Origin of the sequence: Streptomyces sp. NPDC101110, from assembly GCF_044759525.1 — a bacterium.
Taxonomy (GTDB): domain Bacteria; phylum Actinomycetota; class Actinomycetes; order Streptomycetales; family Streptomycetaceae; genus Streptomyces.
Genome location: NZ_JBIVZM010000007.1, coordinates 307,087 through 325,154, shown reverse-complemented (window position 1 = coordinate 325,154; position 18,068 = coordinate 307,087). Strand labels below are relative to the sequence as shown.

Here is an 18,068-nt window from a genome sequence, read left to right as displayed (position 1 = left end):
CCGGTACGCGGGCCCGGCGGCCAGGGCGGTGCCCTGCCTCACAGCCCGAACTGGTCGATCAGCTGGGCCCGGTGCAGACGAAGCGTGCGGTTGTCAGGAAGGATCTCCAGGATCTGGGCGCCGTCGTAATTGAGGAGCTGGGCCAGCGTCGCGGCGAAGCCCGGTGCGCGGGTGGCCGGCTGGCCCGCCCGTTCGGCAAGCGCGGTCATCGTCAGGGTGCCAGTCTCGACCAGGGCGACCAGAGCCTTCGGCACCGCCTTGCCCTGTGGCTTGCGGGCCAGCAGCCCGAGCTGTGCCTGGTACAGCTCGGTGGCCATGAGGCGTTCCACCAGGTCAATGACCGGGTCGCCGGATCCGACGACGGAGGAGTCCTGAGGTTCGGACGGAGCCGCCTGCTCCTCCCCGAAGAGAGCCATGGTCGGCTCCGCCACGGCTGGGGCCTTCTTCGTCTGCCTGCGGCGCGGTCGCACGTCGGCAGCCTCGGCTCCACCATCGGCTCCGGATGGGTCCGGCGTCGGAATGCCCATGTCTTCGGCGCTTTCGGCCCACCACGCTGGTGCTGGATCCCCCAGCTCCCTCCAGCCCGTGGGCGGCTCGGCGCCGAACGGCAGCAGGGCGAGCAGCGGGATGGTGAACTCGGCGAGGGTAGCCCCGCCGTGGTAACCGGCCTTCATCGCCGTGTAGCGAGTGTCATGGGCGCGTAGCGCGACGATCCGCGCACCGGGTTCCGGCCAGACCACCCGGGGGCCGGACAATTCGATCTCGGCCGGGGCGAGGGGACCGCCGGGCAGCCGGTGGCGGGCCGAGGCGACGCTGCCGGCGGGCGCGTCGGCCTTGCTGCCGCGCCGTTCGATCACATGCCCATGGTCGGAGGTGAGCAGTACGGTCATGCCGCCCGCTCGCGCGGCCCGCAGCAGCGGCTCCAGGCCACCGATCTCCTTGATCCGCCATGCACCGTCGCCGAGCTTCTGCTCCTTGCCGAGCCGGTCGTCGACGGTGTTGAGGACGACCGCGACATGGGTGCTCTCGTCGGCGAGAGCTTCGGTTAGGGCGGTGGAGAACGGCGAGCCGGTGTCGGGGCCGCGCAGGTCGTCCTTGTGGAAGATCGCCGCCGGGGCCCCCTTCCAGCAGGGATGCTGGGGGAAGAGCCGCTCCTCGTCACTCTGGTCGCCCTTCATCAGAGTGCCGGCGAACAGCGAGGTGCGTGAGACAGCGGTGAGGGTGGGCAGCGCCGCAGCCACCGCCCGTCGGGCCGGTGCCCCAGCAGGCTCCGGCAGGGGGTCGAACTCCGACCAGTGCGCGCGCAGCTCCTCGCCGAGCTCGGCCGCTATCGCCGCGCTCATCCCGTCCACGAGGAGCAACAGGACTCGGTGCCCGGGCGATGCCACCACAGGAGCGACCACCCGTTCCAGGAAACTCTCCACAGTGAGCATGGAGCCGGGCACGGTGCCGTCCGCCGTCCACACCGCGAGCCGCTCGGAGAACGCGTGGTCCAGGGCCCGGCGCTCGCTGCGCACCTGTTCGCCGATCCGGCTGTACGCGCCAGCGAGCACGCTGTCTGTGTCGCCGCCCGCCTCCAGATGTTCCAGGGCGCGGTCCACCCAGCCCAGTTCACCGATCTGGCGGGCGATGCCCTCGGCCACGGAGGGGATCTCGGACGGGGGGCGGCAGGCGAGCCAGCGCCGCAGCCGTGCCGCCATCCGCACCCGCTCGATGCGAGCAGGGGTGGTGTCGACGGAGGCCAGGGCGTGCTCGGCTAGCGCGGTGACAGCGTCGGCGATCTTCTGTGCGTCGCCTTCGGCGAGAGCGTGGCCAGCGGCGGTGAACCGCGCGTCGAGTCCGGCCGCGAGCAGCGGGCTGGCCGCGGCGGCACTCTGCGCACCAAATTGGGTAACGAGCTGCGCGGCCCGATTCAGGACCGGGTCGGCGAGCCGGTGCTCGCCCCTGTCGAGCAGGCCACGCACGTACTCCTCGCCGCTGTGTGCGAAGGAGGCCAGGAGCCGGTCGAGGTCGTCGCCCTGGGCGGGCGGCTTCTCGCCCAGCCACCGCTCGGCGCGCCCGCGCGCCCGGTACAGGTCGTGGTCGGCCTCTGCATGCCCCCACAGGGCGGCGCAGACCACCGCGTACGCTGCCGCGTCGCCCCCGTGTTCGGCGTCCACCAGGGCGGTGATGATCCGGCCGGTGGAGCCGGCCTGCTCGGGTTCGCCGAGGAAGGCGGCAAGGCCGGCGCGTTCCGGTCCGCGTAGGTCGCGCAGCAGGTCGGGACCGCCGGGAGTGAGGGTCCAGCGGAACAGGGCGACGGCGTCGATGCGGTCGCCGTCGTCGTGCGTGGCCGGTGCTCCCAGCGCGTCAGTGTCCTGGCGGCTCAGGCGCAGTCGGCGCCTGGCCAGCCGGGTGAGGGCCTCGTCACGGGAGAGCAGCCCTCTGCCGAGCGATGGCCAGCCGCGGGTGGCTGCGGCGTCCATGAGCGCCTCGGCCGCCCAGCTCTCGCTGCGCAGCCGCCCGTCGATCCCGCGCGCGTCGAACGCCTCCCGCACGACCTCCCAGTTGTCGACCGACCGGATGCGGCCGCCGTAGACCCGGGCGAGCAGTCCGGGGTCGAGGTCGGTGTCCTCGCAGTTGGTGAGGACGACCAGGACCCCGGGGTCGGGTGGGGTGTCCGCATCCAGATGGCCCAGGATCAGCTCGTGCACGGCCAGTACGGACGGCGCGACGGCCACTCGCACCCGCAGCCCGCCCGCTGTGCGCTGCACGGTGGGAGCGTCCCAGACGGGGGCGGCCCGCAGCAGCAGGACGCGAACCGCACCGTCACCGATCCGGCTGCGGGCGGCCAGGTACTGGCGGACCGTCCCGGCGGACAGCCGGGCGGGTCCTGCGGCCTGGGGCGCGGTGGTCGCTGCTTCGGACATCAGTCAACGACCTTCCACACGACCTCGACCACGGCGTCCGGGTGTGCGGCCGCGAGTGCCGCGATCTCCGCCTGGAGCTCGGCGGCGGCCCGGGCGGCGGTGGTCCGCCCACCGCCGGAACGAGCGACGGAGCGAGAGCCGGGGCGCGGCCCCGGCTGCTGCGGCGGCTCCGGCAGCACCTGCGGATGTGCGGAGCCGCTGCCCAGGTCCACGCTCTCGGAGCTCGGCGCCGCCGAGCCGGCGGGCGCCTCGGGCTGTGCGGGCGGGGCCTGCCGGGACCTCAGCAGCGCCACCACCTCCTTACCGCAGGCGCTCAGCACCCCGGGCAGGTCGGGATAGTCACCGGGGTCACCGGCTGCCGCCTCCCGCATCCGCGCCAGGACGGCTTCGCCCTCCACACCGGCGGTGGACGCTAGGCCCAGATGGTCCCAACTGGTGTTCTGCAGTGCGTTGGCGACCTTTCCGGCGCTCTTCAGGGACATCCCGTACCGATGCGCGGTGAAGTCTGCGAGGTCGAAGTGGGCGAGCCGGTCCACCACGCTCCTGGAGTCGAGGCCCGGCTCCGTGACCCGCCTGACCAGCTCCTGAGCCTGACGGGCCAGGACGAGCCGGGGCGAGTCGTCGGTCAGTTGGAGGAAGGTGCGGTGCTTCTCCAGTTCCGTGACCAACCGCCCGGCGTCCTGGGCGAGCCCGCTCGCGGCCTGCCTGATCTGGCCCGCGAACTGGTTGACGATCCTCCCGCGCCGCAGCTGCGGCGCCACGCCCCCGAACACCGTCTCGAACCTCTGACGCGCCTCCTCCCAGTCGCTTTCGCTCGGCAGCTGCTGCTCGCGCAGCGCGAACTCCGGCTTCAGCTCGTGCGGCGCGGGCGCGGGCTCGACGGGCACACCGCCGCGCACCCACACCCGGTCGGTCATCTCGGCGTAGGCGCCGGCGAGCAGCCGCCGCAGCGGCTCGGGCAGTCCGCGCGGCTCGGGAAGATCGGTCCAGTCGGAGAGCCTGACCAGCGTCGGCTCGGCGACAGCGTCCCGCCTCGCCTGGCTGTTGAAGTGGTCAGCCCACAGGCTCGCCTGCCGGTAGTACGCCTCCCGCATCACACCGAGCCCGAGGCCGCCGGCGATTCGGGCCATGATCTTGCGGTCCTTGGCCTCGACCTCGACCTGTCCGTCACGGTGCTCGGCGGCCTTGCGGACGTACCCGAAGACGGTCCTGATCTCGGCGGGCCTGACGGGCTTGCCTGTGCCCTCGGGGTCCAGGTCGGGGTGGGCTGGGTACTGGTGGGCGAGCAGTTTGCCGGCCAGCTCGCGGGCAGCCGCTTCCAGTGGCGCGCCCAGCGGGAGCCGCAGGTCGGCCACCTCTTGTTGGGCGACCAGATGGGTGTCGAAGCTGAGGTCGACGACCCCTTCCTGCTTCTGCGCCAGCCCGTACGCCTGCCGCAGCGCTTGGTGGACGCGCTCGGTGAGGATGGCGAGCTGCGACTTCAACATGCCCTTGGCGCGTGCCTTGTCGTCGGCGTTGAGACTGCGCGCGAAGTCGGAGTCGAAGCGGGCCTCGTCGGCTAGCGCCTTGTCGATGACCACGAGCCGCTCGAAGTCACCACGCACCGCGTCGGTCAGATGCGTCGGCAGCCAGGCCAAGGTGCGGCACTCACCGCCCGGCCTCTCCCGCAGGGCACGCAGCCGCTGCACGTCGTCCATCGGCCCGAACTCGCCCTCGTCGTACGGCAGGTCGACGACGAGCCGCCATGCGTCGTCCTGGCTGGGCCGCAGCGTCGACTCGGGCAGCGAGTCGGCCTCGGCGACATTGCCGAAGACCACCTCGACCTGCCGCTCGGTGCCCTTCCACACCAGATCGAGCACGTCGTACGGGTCGAAGCCGCCAGGCCCGTCACTGACGCCCAGCGCCTCCTTGAGCAGGGCACGCATCTTCGCCCGTCGGCTGGCCTGGTTGTTGTGCACCTGGGCGTTGGCGAGTACGGCGTCCAGGTCCACACCGGTGAGCTCAAGGCGGACCACCGCCCCCGGTCCTGTACCAACGACCTTGATCTCGGGAAAGGTTGCCGCCCATTCCTTGGCTTTCTGCTCCAGACGGCCGACCTCGGTGCCCGCGATGCGGGTGGTGATGGAGCCGTGGTTGAGCGCGTGCAGCCGCGCCAAGGTGAGATCGGCGAGCGCAGGCACACTGGGTGCGAGCGCGGACAGCAGCAGGGTCTGCAGCAGCCGACTGTCACCGGTGAAGTCACGGCAGCGAGCAGCGAGTTGCGGATCGCCAAGGCTCGCGGGATCACGCCGGTACGCCTCGACCTGGTCCTCGGTGACCTGATTGGTCTTGAGCAGGTACGGGCGGAGCTTGTCGCGATACAGCTTATCGGCGGCCTCGAAGTGCACATGGGTCTCGCCGCTGAACGCCTTGTCACCGCCACCCGCGATCGCCGGATACAGATCACCCAGCGGCACCAGCTGACCGAGCCGCCAGTCGTCCCGATGGTCGACGAGCAGCTGGCTCATCAGCTTCAGACCGGTACGGGAGCGCTGCAGCGCCGAGGAGATGTGCACCAGCGTGTCCATGAACGCCGGCGGGAACGGATACGTCTTGCGGAAGGCGTCCTCGTCCGCGCCGGTGGTGGACTTGTCGTGCCCGAGCAGGGTGTCCCAGATGTCCGGCCCGAGCTTCTTGGCCTCGGCGAACGCCGCCTCCACCTTCGCCTCGGCCTCGGTGTCGACGGGCCTGAGCACACGGGCCCGGGCGATCTGCGGCAGGTTGCGGTCCTCAAGGACGATCTTGTCGAAGCGTCCGCCGCTGAGTTTCAGACTGTCCTGCACGGCGGCCTCGGCGGCCCCCGACATCTCCTCGCCGACCAACTCCCGCAGATCGCGCTGGCGGGCGATGAACGACACCACCGGGATGGCACGCCGCTCGTCGCCGCCCTCCACGAAGTTCGTGATCTTGTCAGCCTCACGGGAGACGAACTTCTGGTCGTGGATCCGCGAGGCCAGCCACAGGATCAGCTCGTCCATGAACAGGACGAGCCCGTCGTAGTTGAGCGACTTGGCGTGCGCGGCGATGATGCCGAGCCCCCTGTCCAGCGAGACGAACCCGTCGGCGTCCTCGGAAGCGCCCCGCGCGAACGACGGGAACAGCGTCTGGGTCAGATCCTGTACGAGACGGGCCCGCAGCTCGCGCGGCGTGGAGGGATTGTCCAGGTCAAGCTGCTTGGTGTTCTCGTGTTCCTCGGGGGCGTTCACCGCCGTATCGAGCAGCTCGGTTGTCCAGGTGAAGGACTCGCCCCACTCGTCCAGCCCGTCCCCCGCGTCGGCGAGCTGCGCTATCACCCAGTCGTCGCCGTTGCGTCGGCGCAGCTGGTCGAAGTCCTCGAAGAGCCCCTCGGTCAGATACACCTGCGGCAGTGGGCACCCCGGGTGCAGCTTGCGCACATGCTCCACGTACCGGCCGAGCACGCGCTGCTCCAGAGACTTGGCGCCCAGCATGTGGTAGGGCACCAGCAGGAACCTGCGGTCGTCGGCGTCCAGCCAAGAGTGCTGGGCACGCACCGGGTCAAGTTCGGCGCGCTCCCGGGCCGCCAGGTTGCCCGACAGCAGGGCGTACAGCACTGCCATGAAGTGCGACTTACCGGAACCGAACGAGCCGTGCAGGTAAGCCGCCTTCGAGGAGTGGCTGTCCAGCGCCGACTTGATCAGATCCAGCGCCTCGCCGAAGTTGCCGACCAGCCGGTCGGTTACCACGTACTCCCTCAGCGCCGCCTCGGCACCCTCGGGGGTAACCGCCTCGCTCAGCTTCAGCACGAAGTCGGAGGTGGACACCGATTCCGGGATGTCGATCAGCTCGCGCAGCAGCGGACGGTCCTCGGGGCGAGGGATGTTCCTGTTCATGAACGCCATGGTGATGTGTCTACTCCTCGCCCTGTTCAGTCGGACTCGGTGGGGGTGCCGGACTCTGCCGGGACGATGTCGGCCGGGGACTGCGCGGCGGCGGTTTTCTTCGGCGCGGCGGCCTTCTTCGCCCCGCCGCGCCCGCGCGTGGCGGCTGCGGGGCGCCAGGCGCGCAGGGCGTCGTCGGTCAGCCCGAGCTCGCCCTGCTTCTGCTGCCGGAACGCCAGGATCTCGGCGGCCGGCGAGGCCCCGAACTCCGGGTCGTACTCGCCGTACCACTGGTCCAGCCAGGGCTGCAGCTCCAGAAGACCCGCCAGATACGGCACGATCTCGTCCTCACCGAGGCCGGCCTGCTGCACGTACGATGCGAGGGCCAGAGCCTGCTCCAGATGGTCCCAGCCGGCCCACCCATACAGCTCGGGCGACTGCGCATTGACCGTGCCGTACGACACGAACCGCTCCCTGGGCACGTCAAGCTTGCCCCGGGCACGCCAGTAACTCGGCTTCAGGAAGTCGGCCGAGGTGTACTTCGGCGGTAGCGGCGTCCGCTCGCGGATCTTCCGCTTGGCGGGCTCGTCCGGCGCGGCGTCCTCCTCACGCTGCAGTTCCCACACGTGCTCCCAGTCCGCACGCTTCTTCAGCCCAGCGGGCTTGTAGCGCAGAGCGGAGACGAACGGGACGTGCTCCTCGGAGAGCAGCTCACGGACCGTCTTCGGCAGGTCCTGCCGCGGCGCATACAACTCGGCGACGGCAGTGAAGTCCTCGTCGGTGGACAGGCTCTCGGCAAGACGGGCGAGGGTGGTGATGGTCGGGTTGCCCTGGTCGTCGAACCAGTGCGCGCGGTCCTCGATCCGATCGAGCAGCCAGGACTTCAGAGCCCTCTGCCGCATGGCGTCCCAGCCATCGGTGGACCAGCGCCGCTTGTACTCGGGACGCTCGACCATCCCGATGGCCCGGTTCGACTCGATCACGTCGATTCGCTTCTGCACGAGCGCGCGGTACTCGGCGGGCCAGTGGGCGGGGATCTCGGTAATCGGAGTGGACCCGTGCCGCTTGAACCATTCGTCACTGGCCTCCCCGGCCTGCACCCGGCGCGCAAGCACGATCTCGAAGGCCCGCTCACCGAGGGCGAGTTCGGGCACTGCGGAGGCGTCGGGCAGGCAGTGATCCTCGGGGTACAGGTTGTAGAGGGAGTAGACCTGCCAGTCCAACTCCTCCTGGAGTGCGATCATGCGGGCGCGGAGGGAGGCGTACCGGGCCTCGGCCTCGCGGAGGGCGGCGGCAGTGGGTACAGACTCGGCGGCGAGGGCGGCGGGGGTCGTGGTGGAGAGCTGCTGGGCAAGGGAGTCGAGTTCCGCCGCGAGGGTGGTGTGGTAAGCGACGGGGAGAGGGAACTCCTGCAGCTTGGTGCCGGTGAACTCGTAGAAGCGCTCCCAGTCGTCGCTGGTGAACCCGCCCCCCTCTCCGCGAATTCCCTTGTCGTGGCTCACCATCTTGAGCCAGAACCCGGCCGTGGAGCTATTGAGCAGCCCAAGCAGCCGCACATGTTCCTCCTCGGTCGCCCCCTCCCGCAACTTGATTACTGGCGCAGTGCTGCCGAAGAGATTCCCGTCGCGGTCAAGGGCGAAGTGGTTGTGTGTAGCGACGAACGGGAAGGTGATTCCGTAAGAATTTCGGAGCTTTTCTGAGTAGTTCTCAAGGTGGGCGAACCAGGGCTTTCCGTGTTCGATGATGGTCTTTCCGAACAGGAGGCGTCGACTTAGGGGGTGGCGGTATGGCCAAAGGTAGCTCGCCGCGACGGGCGTTGCATCGGTGATGAAAACTGAGTTCGCAGAGTCCTCGTAGGGATTTACTAGAGTTACGCGATTCCAGATCCTGTAGTCCCGCACCGCGTTCCCCGTCACAAGGTATCGAGTGTTCTCCGGAATCCTAAGGCGAGTGGCTGTAGCGTCGTCAGGCAGGAAGTAGGCGTCATCTGCACCGGACTTGGTTGTGCGACCAATGGACTGAGTAATCTGACTAAGGCGAAGATTTGAGCTTTTCCCCAATTGCTCGACCATTTCCAGGCCGCCATCGGCTAGGATCCACGGTTGCTTCCCGAAGTAGCGGTCCCGCGTCAGATCATCCACCGAAACCCATTGTCCTGCGCTCCCTGGCCGGTCAATCTGCTCCACGATCGCCTGCCAGACCACGCCCTCCTCTGGATTCTCCGGCGCCGAAGGCTCCCCCTGCACACTCCGCACCGTCCGAATGGTCGCCTGCCGCTTAGATCCCTCACGCGGCCGTCCCACCAAGATCACGGTTGGTGTCCCGTGCCCTGGGATGTACGCGCCCGACGTATCGATGACCTCCGTCAACTCGACCTTGTGGGCGAAGTACTCCTCAATGAGCCTCGTGCCGAACTCCCGCTTCATGAAGGAGTTCGCGGTGATCTGGCCCACCATCCCGGCGCCTGACCCGTCGCCCCCGCCCCGCTTGGCCAGCTGGAAGAACCGCTGGGCAAACGGCACCGACAACGCATACGTGCCCGCGCACGCGTCATACAGTTCCCGGTATAGCTGATTGAGGCTCTTGTCGTTGACGGTGATGTACGGCGGGTTGCCGACCACCACGTGGTACCGCCCTGGCTCCAGGATTCGGTCGTACTCGTGCACGTCCTCCGTCGCGTAAGAGAACTCGGCCAATGGATCACCGGCAGCCTCTGCCCCGAGCCCCAGGCCCAGCTGCAGTTCCAGCTGCCGGTCCTTGATGAGGGAGTCGCCGACCGCGAGTTGGATGGGCCACTCGTACGACTGCGCCCCCGCGAAGGTCCGGATGCTGCTCGCGGCCATCGCCGCGACCAGGAGCCGGAAGCGGGCCACCGCGATGGCGAACGGGTTGAGGTCCACCCCGTGAACCGATTGCAGGGCCGCCCGCACTCGCTCGTACGGGCCCACTTGGGGCCGCTGCTCGGCCCACATCCGCACCAGCCGCCGGAAAGCGCCAAGCACGAAATGCCCGGACCCGCAGGTCGGGTCGATCATCTTCAGCTCTTCGAAGCCGAATTCGCGGACTGCCGGCGTCATCGTCCGGTCGAGGATGAATTCCTCCACGAACTCCGGCGTCTGCAGCAGCGCGTACGTCTTCCTGGCCGCCTCACTGAGGTCCTGGTACAGGTCGCCAAGGAACCGGGTGTCCCAGCCCTCGGTGCCGTCTTCGCTCAGCGGGTCGCTGAAGTCGTGGACGAGCACGTGCACCGCGTCACCGTCGCCATCTCCCTCTTCGACCCGCTGCTCCCGCCAGAACGCGAGCAGCGCGCCCGCACCGTCGTGCGAGAGCGGGATCTGGAATAGCGGGTTGTGGTCGGGGTCGAACAGCAGCCGCCCCGCCTGCCCAGCGCCCAGCTCGGCGAAGGCGGTCTCCAGCCATCCCCGGTAAGTCGGGTCGGCGGCCTTCTCCAGGTATTCCTCGTAGCGTGCTTGTGCGATCTCCCGCCCGGCCACTTCGGGGGCGGTGATGTACGGCTCGGGGATCAGCCCGTTGTCCTCGCTGAACCGCACGAAGACCGTACCGAGCACCCAGGCCACCGCGACCTGAGTGATCCGCTCACCGAGCCAGGCGTTCCAGGTGGCCGCCGTACGTCCCAGCTTCCGGGCCTGGTCGTACTCGCCTCGCAGCCGCGCCCCGACCTCGGGGACGGCCTTGACCTGCTGCTCAAGGTCGGTCTCCGCGGCCTTGACCTGCTTCTGTAGGTCAGCGAGGAGGCTCTTGCGGTCGATCACGAACAGCTCCTGTGAGAAGTGAGACGAAACAACGAAGAATAGGAGCGGACTCAGGCGTCCGGAACCAGATGCCTGCGCGCCACCCACGCGTCCGGCACGACGATCCACTCGTCGAACCCGGCTTGGTAGGGCACGTTCTGCCCGGCCAGTCGCGGTGCCCGCGCCGGGTCGGACTGCGCGACGAGCAGCCACAGCGGGCTGCCGCCCTGCCGAGCTTCCTCCGCGAGCCGCCCGAGCAGGTCGAACGCGTCGTACCGGGCGAGGACCGCGGTGTCAGTGAGCAGCAGCGGGCTGCCGTCCCGCCGGGCCGCCAGCCGCTCCCGCAGTTTCGGCTCGAGACGCCCCCACGCCTTGTCGGTGCGGATGCGCAGCTGCTGGTGAGGACGGCTGCCAATCTCCGCGGCGTCCGCCTTCAGCACAGTCTCCCAAGTCGGACGGGCCGCCTCGCCCACCACACCTCGTAGCTCCGCGACGAACAGTCCGGTCAGCGATAGGGGTCGAGCCCCGTACGGCGCCTCGGTCAGCAGCCGTACCGCCTCCTCGGCCCGGCGCTGCGGCACGGTCAGCACCCGGAAGCCGTCCTGCCGCGCTGAGTGGGCGAGCCGCTGTTCCGCTTTGACGGCGGCGGCGACCGCGGTGTCCTCGTCGTACCGGGTCGGGGCGGACCGCCGTGCCGCAGAGGCGCCCCAGCTCGCCGAGGTCAGCCCGGCGCTTGCGTCCCCGGCCGGACGGTCCGGGACCAGCCGGAGCACCCCGTCGTAGCGGGTGGCCAGCTTCAGCTCGAAACCGGCCTGCTTCAGGTCGCGCACCAGGGCGCTGCCGGTGGGCAGCTCACGTGGAGCCAGCGGGTCGGTGCCCAGCTCGGGGAAGCGGGTGGTGACCCGTTTGTGCAGGGCGTCCACAGTCAGGCCCGGCTGCCGGTCCTCCTCGACACCCGGCTGCACCGCGACCACACCGGCCTGGGTGATGCGCAGTGCGCGTACCAGGCTCAGGTCGCGCGGGTAGATCTCCAGACGCGGAGTGAGCGCGGCCGAGGCAGAGGCGGCGACCGCGATCTCGGCGGTACGCCGCTCGTCCCAGCCCAGGCTGCCCGGCGGGCGGCGCACCGCATCCAGATCGGTGAGGACCGTGCTCGCGGTCGGCAGCGACTCCAGCGCCGCCAGCTTGTCGGCCCGCGCGCCCAGGTTCAGGGCGTATGCCTGCAGGGCGGGGAGCGTCGGGGTGTCCGGGCCGTCGACACCCTCCCGGACGTCCAGGGCGAGCAGTCCGAGGACCGGGTCGGCGCCCTGCGGCATCCGAGCGTGGAAGTAGCGGAAGAGCTGCGGCGACTCGTTGTCGTAGCTCTCCCGCTCCACCACCGCACGCAGGATCGACAGGGCGAGCGCGCGCCTCTCGCGCCGCTCCGCGATCTGGGTGCCCCGCCTAGCGATCAGCGCGTCGGCGAGCTCGACGGCAGGGACCACCCGGCCGCGCTCGGCGAGCAACTCCACCACCTGCTCGCGCAGCAGTCCCAGGGCCGGGTCGTTGAACCAGCGCTCGCGGGCCTTCTTCACGATCTGCGGGATACGGCCTGCGGTCAGCCCCAGCGCCTCGGCGACGTCCCGCTGCCGGACCCAGGGCAGACCGTCCGGCAGCACGCCCTCCTCGTTCGGCAGGCGCAGCAGCAGGCGGATCGCCTCCCGCTCCGTGGCGTTGGACCGGGCGCTGCCGCCGGATGGTTTGGGCACCAGGCGGGAGGCGAGCGCGTCGAGGCTCAGCCGTCCGAGCACCAGCGGATCGCGCACGTCCCGGCCGACAGAGACGACCGAGTCGGCGACCGCCTGCTCCAGCTCCGAGAGCTCCTGGCCGGCCGCCTTACGGGCCTCCGGGCTCAGCGGTGCGGGGGCCGCCTTGCCCAGGCGGGCGTTCCACTCCTTCTGCCTGCGCTGGATCTCCTCCCGGGTGCGTGAGCCCATGCCTGGCGCGGTGAGGAACTTCCGTGCTGAGTAGTCCAGGACGTCGCCGACGGTGTTCAGCCCCATCGCGAACAGCTGCGACTGCGCCGAGAGCGTCAGACCGGCGACCGACAGCGGTGTGCTGCGGTCGGCGCGCTCGGCCTGCTGGTCGCGTACCTGCTCGGCCAGGGCGTCGTCGTCCTCCCGCCCGATGCGCGGCTCCGCGGCCGCAACCGCAGCCGGCCCGGCCGCTGCGCCGGACATGTCCCCGGCGTTCTTCGTGCCTCGCCCGGTCTTCTCGGCGTGGCCGCTGCTCGGTGCCGTCGTACGCTGCGCGTCCAGGAATATGCGCTGCCAGGCCCGTTCCATCGGCTTCAGGTCCGGGAAACGGTCCTTCACATCCCGGGCCAGCGCCTTGCGGAAGAAGGCCACTAGGCCGTCCCGGACAGCTGGCTCGAAGGCGTCGACGGCAAGCTGCGGATACGGCCACTTCTCCGGGTCCGTCTGCCGGGCGGTGACCGAGCCGTCGCCCCAGCGGGGCAGCTCGTTCGACGCCATCTCGTGCAGCGTCACCGCCAGCGCGTACCGCTCGGCGTGCCCGTCGTACGAGCCGCGCGTGACGATCCCCACGAAGGGGTCGAGGTAACCCTCGGTGCCCGCCTCGATCTCCTTGGCCGGGTACCCGGCCAAGGAGAAGTCGATCAACACCAGCTGCCGGGTGCCGTTGGGGCGGATCCGGATCGCGATGTTGTCCGGCTTGAGGTCCCGGTGCCAGATCCCCTCCGCCTCCAGGTGTTCCACCGCACCGAACAGGTACTTCCCGTACGCCTCCAGCTGGTCCATGCCGAGGCGGCCGTTGTCCCGCAGCTGGCGCGCGACGGTGTCCTCGCGGCGGCGCGGCCCCTTGCCAGCACCCCCGGCACCTGCGTCCTGGTCCTTCGGCTCCCGGCTGTCGCCCACGTACTCAAGGACCAGGACCCGGCGGCCGGCCAGCGTGAGCGGTTCCGGCTCGTACAGCGAGATGATGCTGGAATCCCGGTGGATACGGCCCAGGACCGCGGCCTCCCGGTCCAGGACCGCGTGCTTGGCCTCGCTCAGAGCGACCTTCAGGACCGCCACCGGCAGGGCCCCGCTCCGCCGCGGCTCGCCCTCCAGGTCCCGCACCAGGAACGCCCGCGATGTCGAGCCCGTGCCGAGTCGGCGCACGACCTCCCAGCGGCCGGCCAGCACATCCCCGGCGACCGCCTCCAGCGGATCCTTCTCAGGCTCGGGCCGGTCGCCGCCGGATGCCGGACCGTTGTCCCCGGCCCCGCTTACGTTTGCGCCTGCGGTCTTTGCCTCATCCCCTGCGGGCTCATCGGCGAACGCTTCCTCGACGTACTCCAGCATCTCCAGGAAGTCGTCGACCGTGGACAGCCGCCGACCCGGCTCGTACGCGGTGGACGCTTCCACCAGTTCGTCGATGTCCGGGTGCAGCCCGTCGACCAGTGCGCTGGGGCGCAGACTCCCGCCGGCCTCCAGGTGCGCCAGGACCTCGTTCTGGGTCGCCCCCGGGGCCTGCCCGGTGACCAGCAGATACGTGAGCACGCCCAGCCCGTAGACATCCACGCGCACCGGATCGGCCTTCGGGAGGAGCAGCTCAGGAGCCAGATAGGGGTCGGCCTGCTCCGAGACGTGGGAACGGGACAGATTAGTGGGTGCCAGGGTCAGCGGCCGGCCGTTGCTGGTGCTATGGCCGCTGGCGATCTGCCAGTCCGCGATCTGCAGCCACGGCCGCAGCCAGCGCTGCTCCTCGCCGAGCTCCCGCCCGCGCGGACCGCGGTCGCGCGGCACGACATGTACCGCGTGCGCTGACAGCGTGCGGTGGTGAACCCGTCGGGAGTGCGCGGAGCGCACCGTCTCGGCGAGCTGGCGCACCAGGGCGAGGCGGCCCTCCAGTTCCAGTTGCTGCCCGTGCTCGACCAGGTAGTCGTCCAGGCGCAGCGTCTCGGGGTGGTAGTCGAAGAGGATCGCCGGGCCTGCAGGATGCCCTGACGGCAGATATGTCTTCAGCTGCACCGCGCCCGGGTGCCGGAACCGGCTGAGCACCATGGCCTCCCGTGCGGCGGCCCGCTCCACCGAGCGGCGCTCGTCGTCGGATGCGCCCCGCTCGCTGAGGAAGACCCGCACCCGCGCCAGATCGTGCAGCTGGGAGTGGCGGCCCTGGTAGTCGGCCCAGGTAGGCCCGGAGTCGAAGGCTTTGGCGTCAAGGAGATAGCCGCCGACCTCGTACTGTCGGCGGATCGGTGCGATACCCAGTCTCTTCAGGGCGGCGTCGACCTGGCGGGAGGTCTCGGCCGTGATCCGGTGCCTGGCGTCGGACGGCGGCTCGGCCAGCATCTCCACCAGCTGCTTGACCGTGAACACGCCGTTCATGTCGGCGGCCGGAAGCATCACCCGCAGCCTGTCGTCGGTGAAGCAGACCGCCTCACCCACCCAGATCCTCGTGCGGGCTCCGGGACCACGGGAACCGCCGTTGATCAGCCCCGACAGCTCCTTGGCCTTACGGTTCGCTAGATGCAGCGGATTACCGTGCCGGCGCCTGGTCCCGCCGGGCGTGGTCTGCACCCAGTCGTTGCCGCCGCCGTGCACCGAGCCGTGCCAGTCCTTCAGCTCGATCAGGAACACGCCGGCCGGTGCCGTCACCAGAAGATCGATCTCGCGTACGTGACCGCTGGCCGCGGTGAACGTAAAGTTCGACCAGGCGCGCCACGGCTCCTCGTCCGGCAGACGCCGACGGATCGCTTCGAGACCGCGGCGCTCGTGCTCGTAATCGGACTCGGTGACCGTCGTCCACCGGCCTTCCCGCATGCCGCTCCCCGTCTGTGTCTGCTGGTCCGCGTACGCCCGCCGTATTCCTGTCGACGCGATCAGGAAGCCCGGCTGAACCCTCGGAAGGAATCCTAAAGGGCGGGACTGACAACGAGCGGGGGATCAGCTCACTACGGCGGAGGGCCCGCAGGTCAGGGCGGGATCTTGCGGACGGGAGGGGGGTTACGTCATCGGCGGATCCGGCGGATCGGCTGCAGGACTGGCTCGACACCGCAGATCACTCGGGCCGGCTAATGGCTTCCGCCGGAGATCTGACGCAGCTCGCTCGGCTCGTAATGGAGTTGATAGGCCCTGACACCGCTGCCGTTCATGCGGTAGATCGTGATGCTCGACAGGAACTGCGCCTTGACATCCATGGTGCGCTGCCGCTCCTTCTCGGCAACGCCGCTGATCCACTCCTCGATGTGCTCCGGCAACTTGAAGGCCAAGCGGTAGGCTTCTTCGTCCACACGCGGGAACAACTCCCACTCGGCGGTTGCTGCCTGCCCGAAGCGACGCAGGCGTACAGCATGGTCAGGAGACTGCTCGACGTAGGACAGGAAGCTCTCCTGGTCCTCCGCGACCAGCGGAAGGATGAACGGAGCCGCAGGGAATCCCATCAGGAGTTCAGCCGAAGCGTGCTGTTCCAGGGCATCGACGAAGTTTGCGAGGAACACCGATGCGGAGGCACGGAACTGGACAGCATTTGTATCGCCTGACAGGGGAACCCCCGGCGGACAGGTCCCGAGAGCTTCACGGAGCTGCTTGCGCATCCATGCCACGGGAAAACGCTCCACGGCATGGTCTCCCTGCGCCTTGTACAACTCGGCTGCCGTGGTCTTGATCGCGTTGCGCAACCAGGTAAAGGACTCGCCGGATAGATCCACCAGGGAGATCTGATGGGCCAGGGCATACCGCTGAGCCTCCGGCGTGAAACCGTTGGCGGAGAACAGCGCGTATGTGTACTGGAACCGTCGCCTGGGCCGGGTGCCCCCGTAGTCCATGAAGTTCTCATTGACGTCGTGCAGTACGCCGTGGGCGTTGCGTACGACCTCCAGCCGACACGGCTCCCGGTAATGTTTGGCCTCAAGGAACAAACGGACAGGGAGAGAGAAAGCGGGCGTGAAGGCGAACTCCCCGAGCACGTCCACCTGGTGAACCGCGCCGCGCCCACGAACTCGGAGCGTACCGCCGGACCCTGTCAGCTCAGTTCGATCTTGGCTCGCGTCGACGAGTAGACGGTAGCCGCTGTGCCGCAGAAGCCAGGCCAGCGCCTCCTCCAACAGATACCCACGCAGCGCCGATCTCTTCGCCACCCCGCCACTCCCCCTGCCGAGATCCAGTTCTTGACGGATCTTGATCCTCTCACCCATCCAGCGCTCGGTGCGGCGGCATGATCTGTTATGCAAGCGACGTCTGACGACAAGATCACGATCTGCGGTTGAACATCAGGACGCTGTCCACAGAGGTGGGCCTGGAGCGGCAGCTAAGGGGCGGAGCATCGGCCCTGTGATGTCGACGGGCGCGTTCAAGCCGTCCAGGAGTAGGGTGATCCGATCGATGTTGGTGAGGCGTCGCTGGCCAGATTCCAGCATCGACAGAAATGCCTGGCTCAGCCCCGTGAGGACGGCCATGTCCTCCTGACGGAGGTGGCCGTACTCTCGCACGAGTTGGCACAGCCTGCCGAAGTCCTTGTGTAACAGGGCGTCTCGGACGTCCTGGCGAGCCCATACACGGGGTGGAACGCAGAGCGCAGGCTGTACGGCTATCCCACTGCGAGCGCAGCCGGAACAGAGGTCTTCACTGTTGTACCGACTCAGGTGGCATCGGCAGAGGCTGCAGAGCCGGGTGCGGCTAGTTGGCGTGGGGGCGCTTCTTGCAGCGCTCACGGCGATGCGCTCCATGCTCGCTGACGTTGGGGCGGCATCAGACGAGCATCGAGATGAGAAGTCATTGCCACCCATCGCATCCGTGCGTGCGTTCGGGGAGCTTCTGGATGCGTCGCCCCACGTCGTTGCGCCGGGAAGCGCCGCGCTCAATCCCTGATCGGGCATCCGTTCCCTCCGTTAGCCGGTGATGCCCTCAGACTGGAGCCGGTCAAGACGAAGGGCCCGGACAGACTGTCCGGGTCCAATTGCTCTTACTTCCACGACTTATTGGTGGAACTGTCAGGAGACTGCCCTGCTGGCCGCGTCTAGTACGGCTTCCCACGGGTACCGGCGTCCCGGCATCCCAGCCCGCGGCTCGGCGAGCGGCCATACCTCCTCTCCGTAGATCAACCGCACCCCTGAACTGCGAAGAGTTTTGATGTGCCCTTCCCACGCAGGGTGGCGAGCGTGCGCGGCGTTCACACGCGGCCAGACGACTAGCGGAAGGTCCAGTGTTCCGATGGCTTCGTTGACCTGTGTCAACGCCTGGTTGTCTGAGATCCCCAGGGCGAGCTTGGCGACGGTGTTGGCACTTGCCGGGGCCACGACGTAGCAGTCCACGGGCGGATGCGGCCGGGAGTCACCCGGCAGGCGTGATTCGGACCGCACGGGAAGGCCGGTCAGCCCCTCGAGCTGCGCCGTCTCGCCGCTCGCGCTGAGCCACTGACCTGCGGTCGGTGTGAGCGTGACCGCAACCGTCCAGCCCCGTTCGAGCGCCGGGGCCACGAGCCCTGTACGAAGTTCCTCGATCCCGCCGGCGCTCGATCCGACGACGCCCAGCACCTTGCCCTGCATC

7 protein-coding genes are annotated in these 18,068 nt (G+C 69.1%); all 7 read right to left on the bottom strand.

Annotated elements, in window-relative coordinates:
- Positions 1-38 precede the first annotated feature (38 nt).
- The 7 genes from pglZ to ACIQU3_RS19415 all read right to left on the bottom strand — a co-directional run bounded on the left by pglZ (position 39) and on the right by ACIQU3_RS19415 (position 18,067).
- Positions 39-2,909, bottom strand: a complete 2,871-nt coding sequence (gene pglZ / locus ACIQU3_RS19445) for a BREX-2 system phosphatase PglZ (RefSeq protein WP_403926656.1) — start codon at positions 2,907-2,909, stop codon at positions 39-41.
- A complete protein-coding gene (locus ACIQU3_RS19440; RefSeq protein WP_403926653.1) occupies positions 2,909-6,808 on the bottom strand; it encodes a phage resistance protein in 3,900 nt (1,299 codons plus the stop codon). The genes pglZ and ACIQU3_RS19440 overlap by 1 nt, the downstream gene beginning before the upstream one ends.
- Positions 6,809-6,834: 26 nt before the next feature.
- Positions 6,835-10,560, bottom strand: coding sequence for a BREX-2 system adenine-specific DNA-methyltransferase PglX (gene pglX, locus ACIQU3_RS19435; protein ID WP_403926650.1), 3,726 nt, complete (start codon positions 10,558-10,560; stop codon positions 6,835-6,837).
- A gap of 50 nt (positions 10,561-10,610) precedes the next feature.
- Positions 10,611-15,344 carry a BREX system serine/threonine kinase PglW gene (gene pglW, locus ACIQU3_RS19430; protein WP_403926647.1) on the bottom strand — a complete coding sequence of 1,578 codons (4,734 nt, stop codon included), beginning with the start codon at positions 15,342-15,344 and terminating at the stop codon, positions 10,611-10,613.
- A 251-nt stretch (positions 15,345-15,595) separates the two neighbouring features.
- Positions 15,596-16,717: a hypothetical protein gene (locus ACIQU3_RS19425; protein ID WP_403926645.1), complete on the bottom strand. Its 1,122-nt coding sequence runs from the start codon at positions 16,715-16,717 to the stop codon at positions 15,596-15,598.
- Between the two features lie 75 nt (positions 16,718-16,792).
- On the bottom strand, positions 16,793-17,248 hold the full coding sequence (locus ACIQU3_RS19420) for a helix-turn-helix domain-containing protein (RefSeq protein ID WP_403926642.1): 456 nt from the start codon (positions 17,246-17,248) through the stop codon (positions 16,793-16,795).
- Between the two features lie 264 nt (positions 17,249-17,512).
- Positions 17,513-18,067, bottom strand: coding sequence for a flavoprotein (locus tag ACIQU3_RS19415; protein WP_403926639.1), 555 nt, complete (start codon positions 18,065-18,067; stop codon positions 17,513-17,515).
- Between the last annotated feature and the right edge of the window lies 1 nt (position 18,068).

What these genes read in the sequence shown, in the direction of transcription:
- pglZ (WP_403926656.1), bottom strand. Translation starts at nt 2,909, where the DNA reads ATGTCCGAAGCAGCGACCACCGCGCCCCAGGCCGCAGGACCCGCCCGG.
- ACIQU3_RS19440 (WP_403926653.1), bottom strand. Translation starts at nt 6,808, where the DNA reads ATGGCGTTCATGAACAGGAACATCCCTCGCCCCGAGGACCGTCCGCTG.
- pglW (WP_403926647.1), bottom strand. Translation starts at nt 15,344, where the DNA reads ATGCGGGAAGGCCGGTGGACGACGGTCACCGAGTCCGATTACGAGCAC.
- ACIQU3_RS19425 (WP_403926645.1), bottom strand. Translation starts at nt 16,717, where the DNA reads ATGGGTGAGAGGATCAAGATCCGTCAAGAACTGGATCTCGGCAGGGGG.
- ACIQU3_RS19420 (WP_403926642.1), bottom strand. Translation starts at nt 17,248, where the DNA reads ATGGAGCGCATCGCCGTGAGCGCTGCAAGAAGCGCCCCCACGCCAACT.
- ACIQU3_RS19415 (WP_403926639.1), bottom strand. Translation starts at nt 18,067, where the DNA reads ATGCAGGGCAAGGTGCTGGGCGTCGTCGGATCGAGCGCCGGCGGGATC.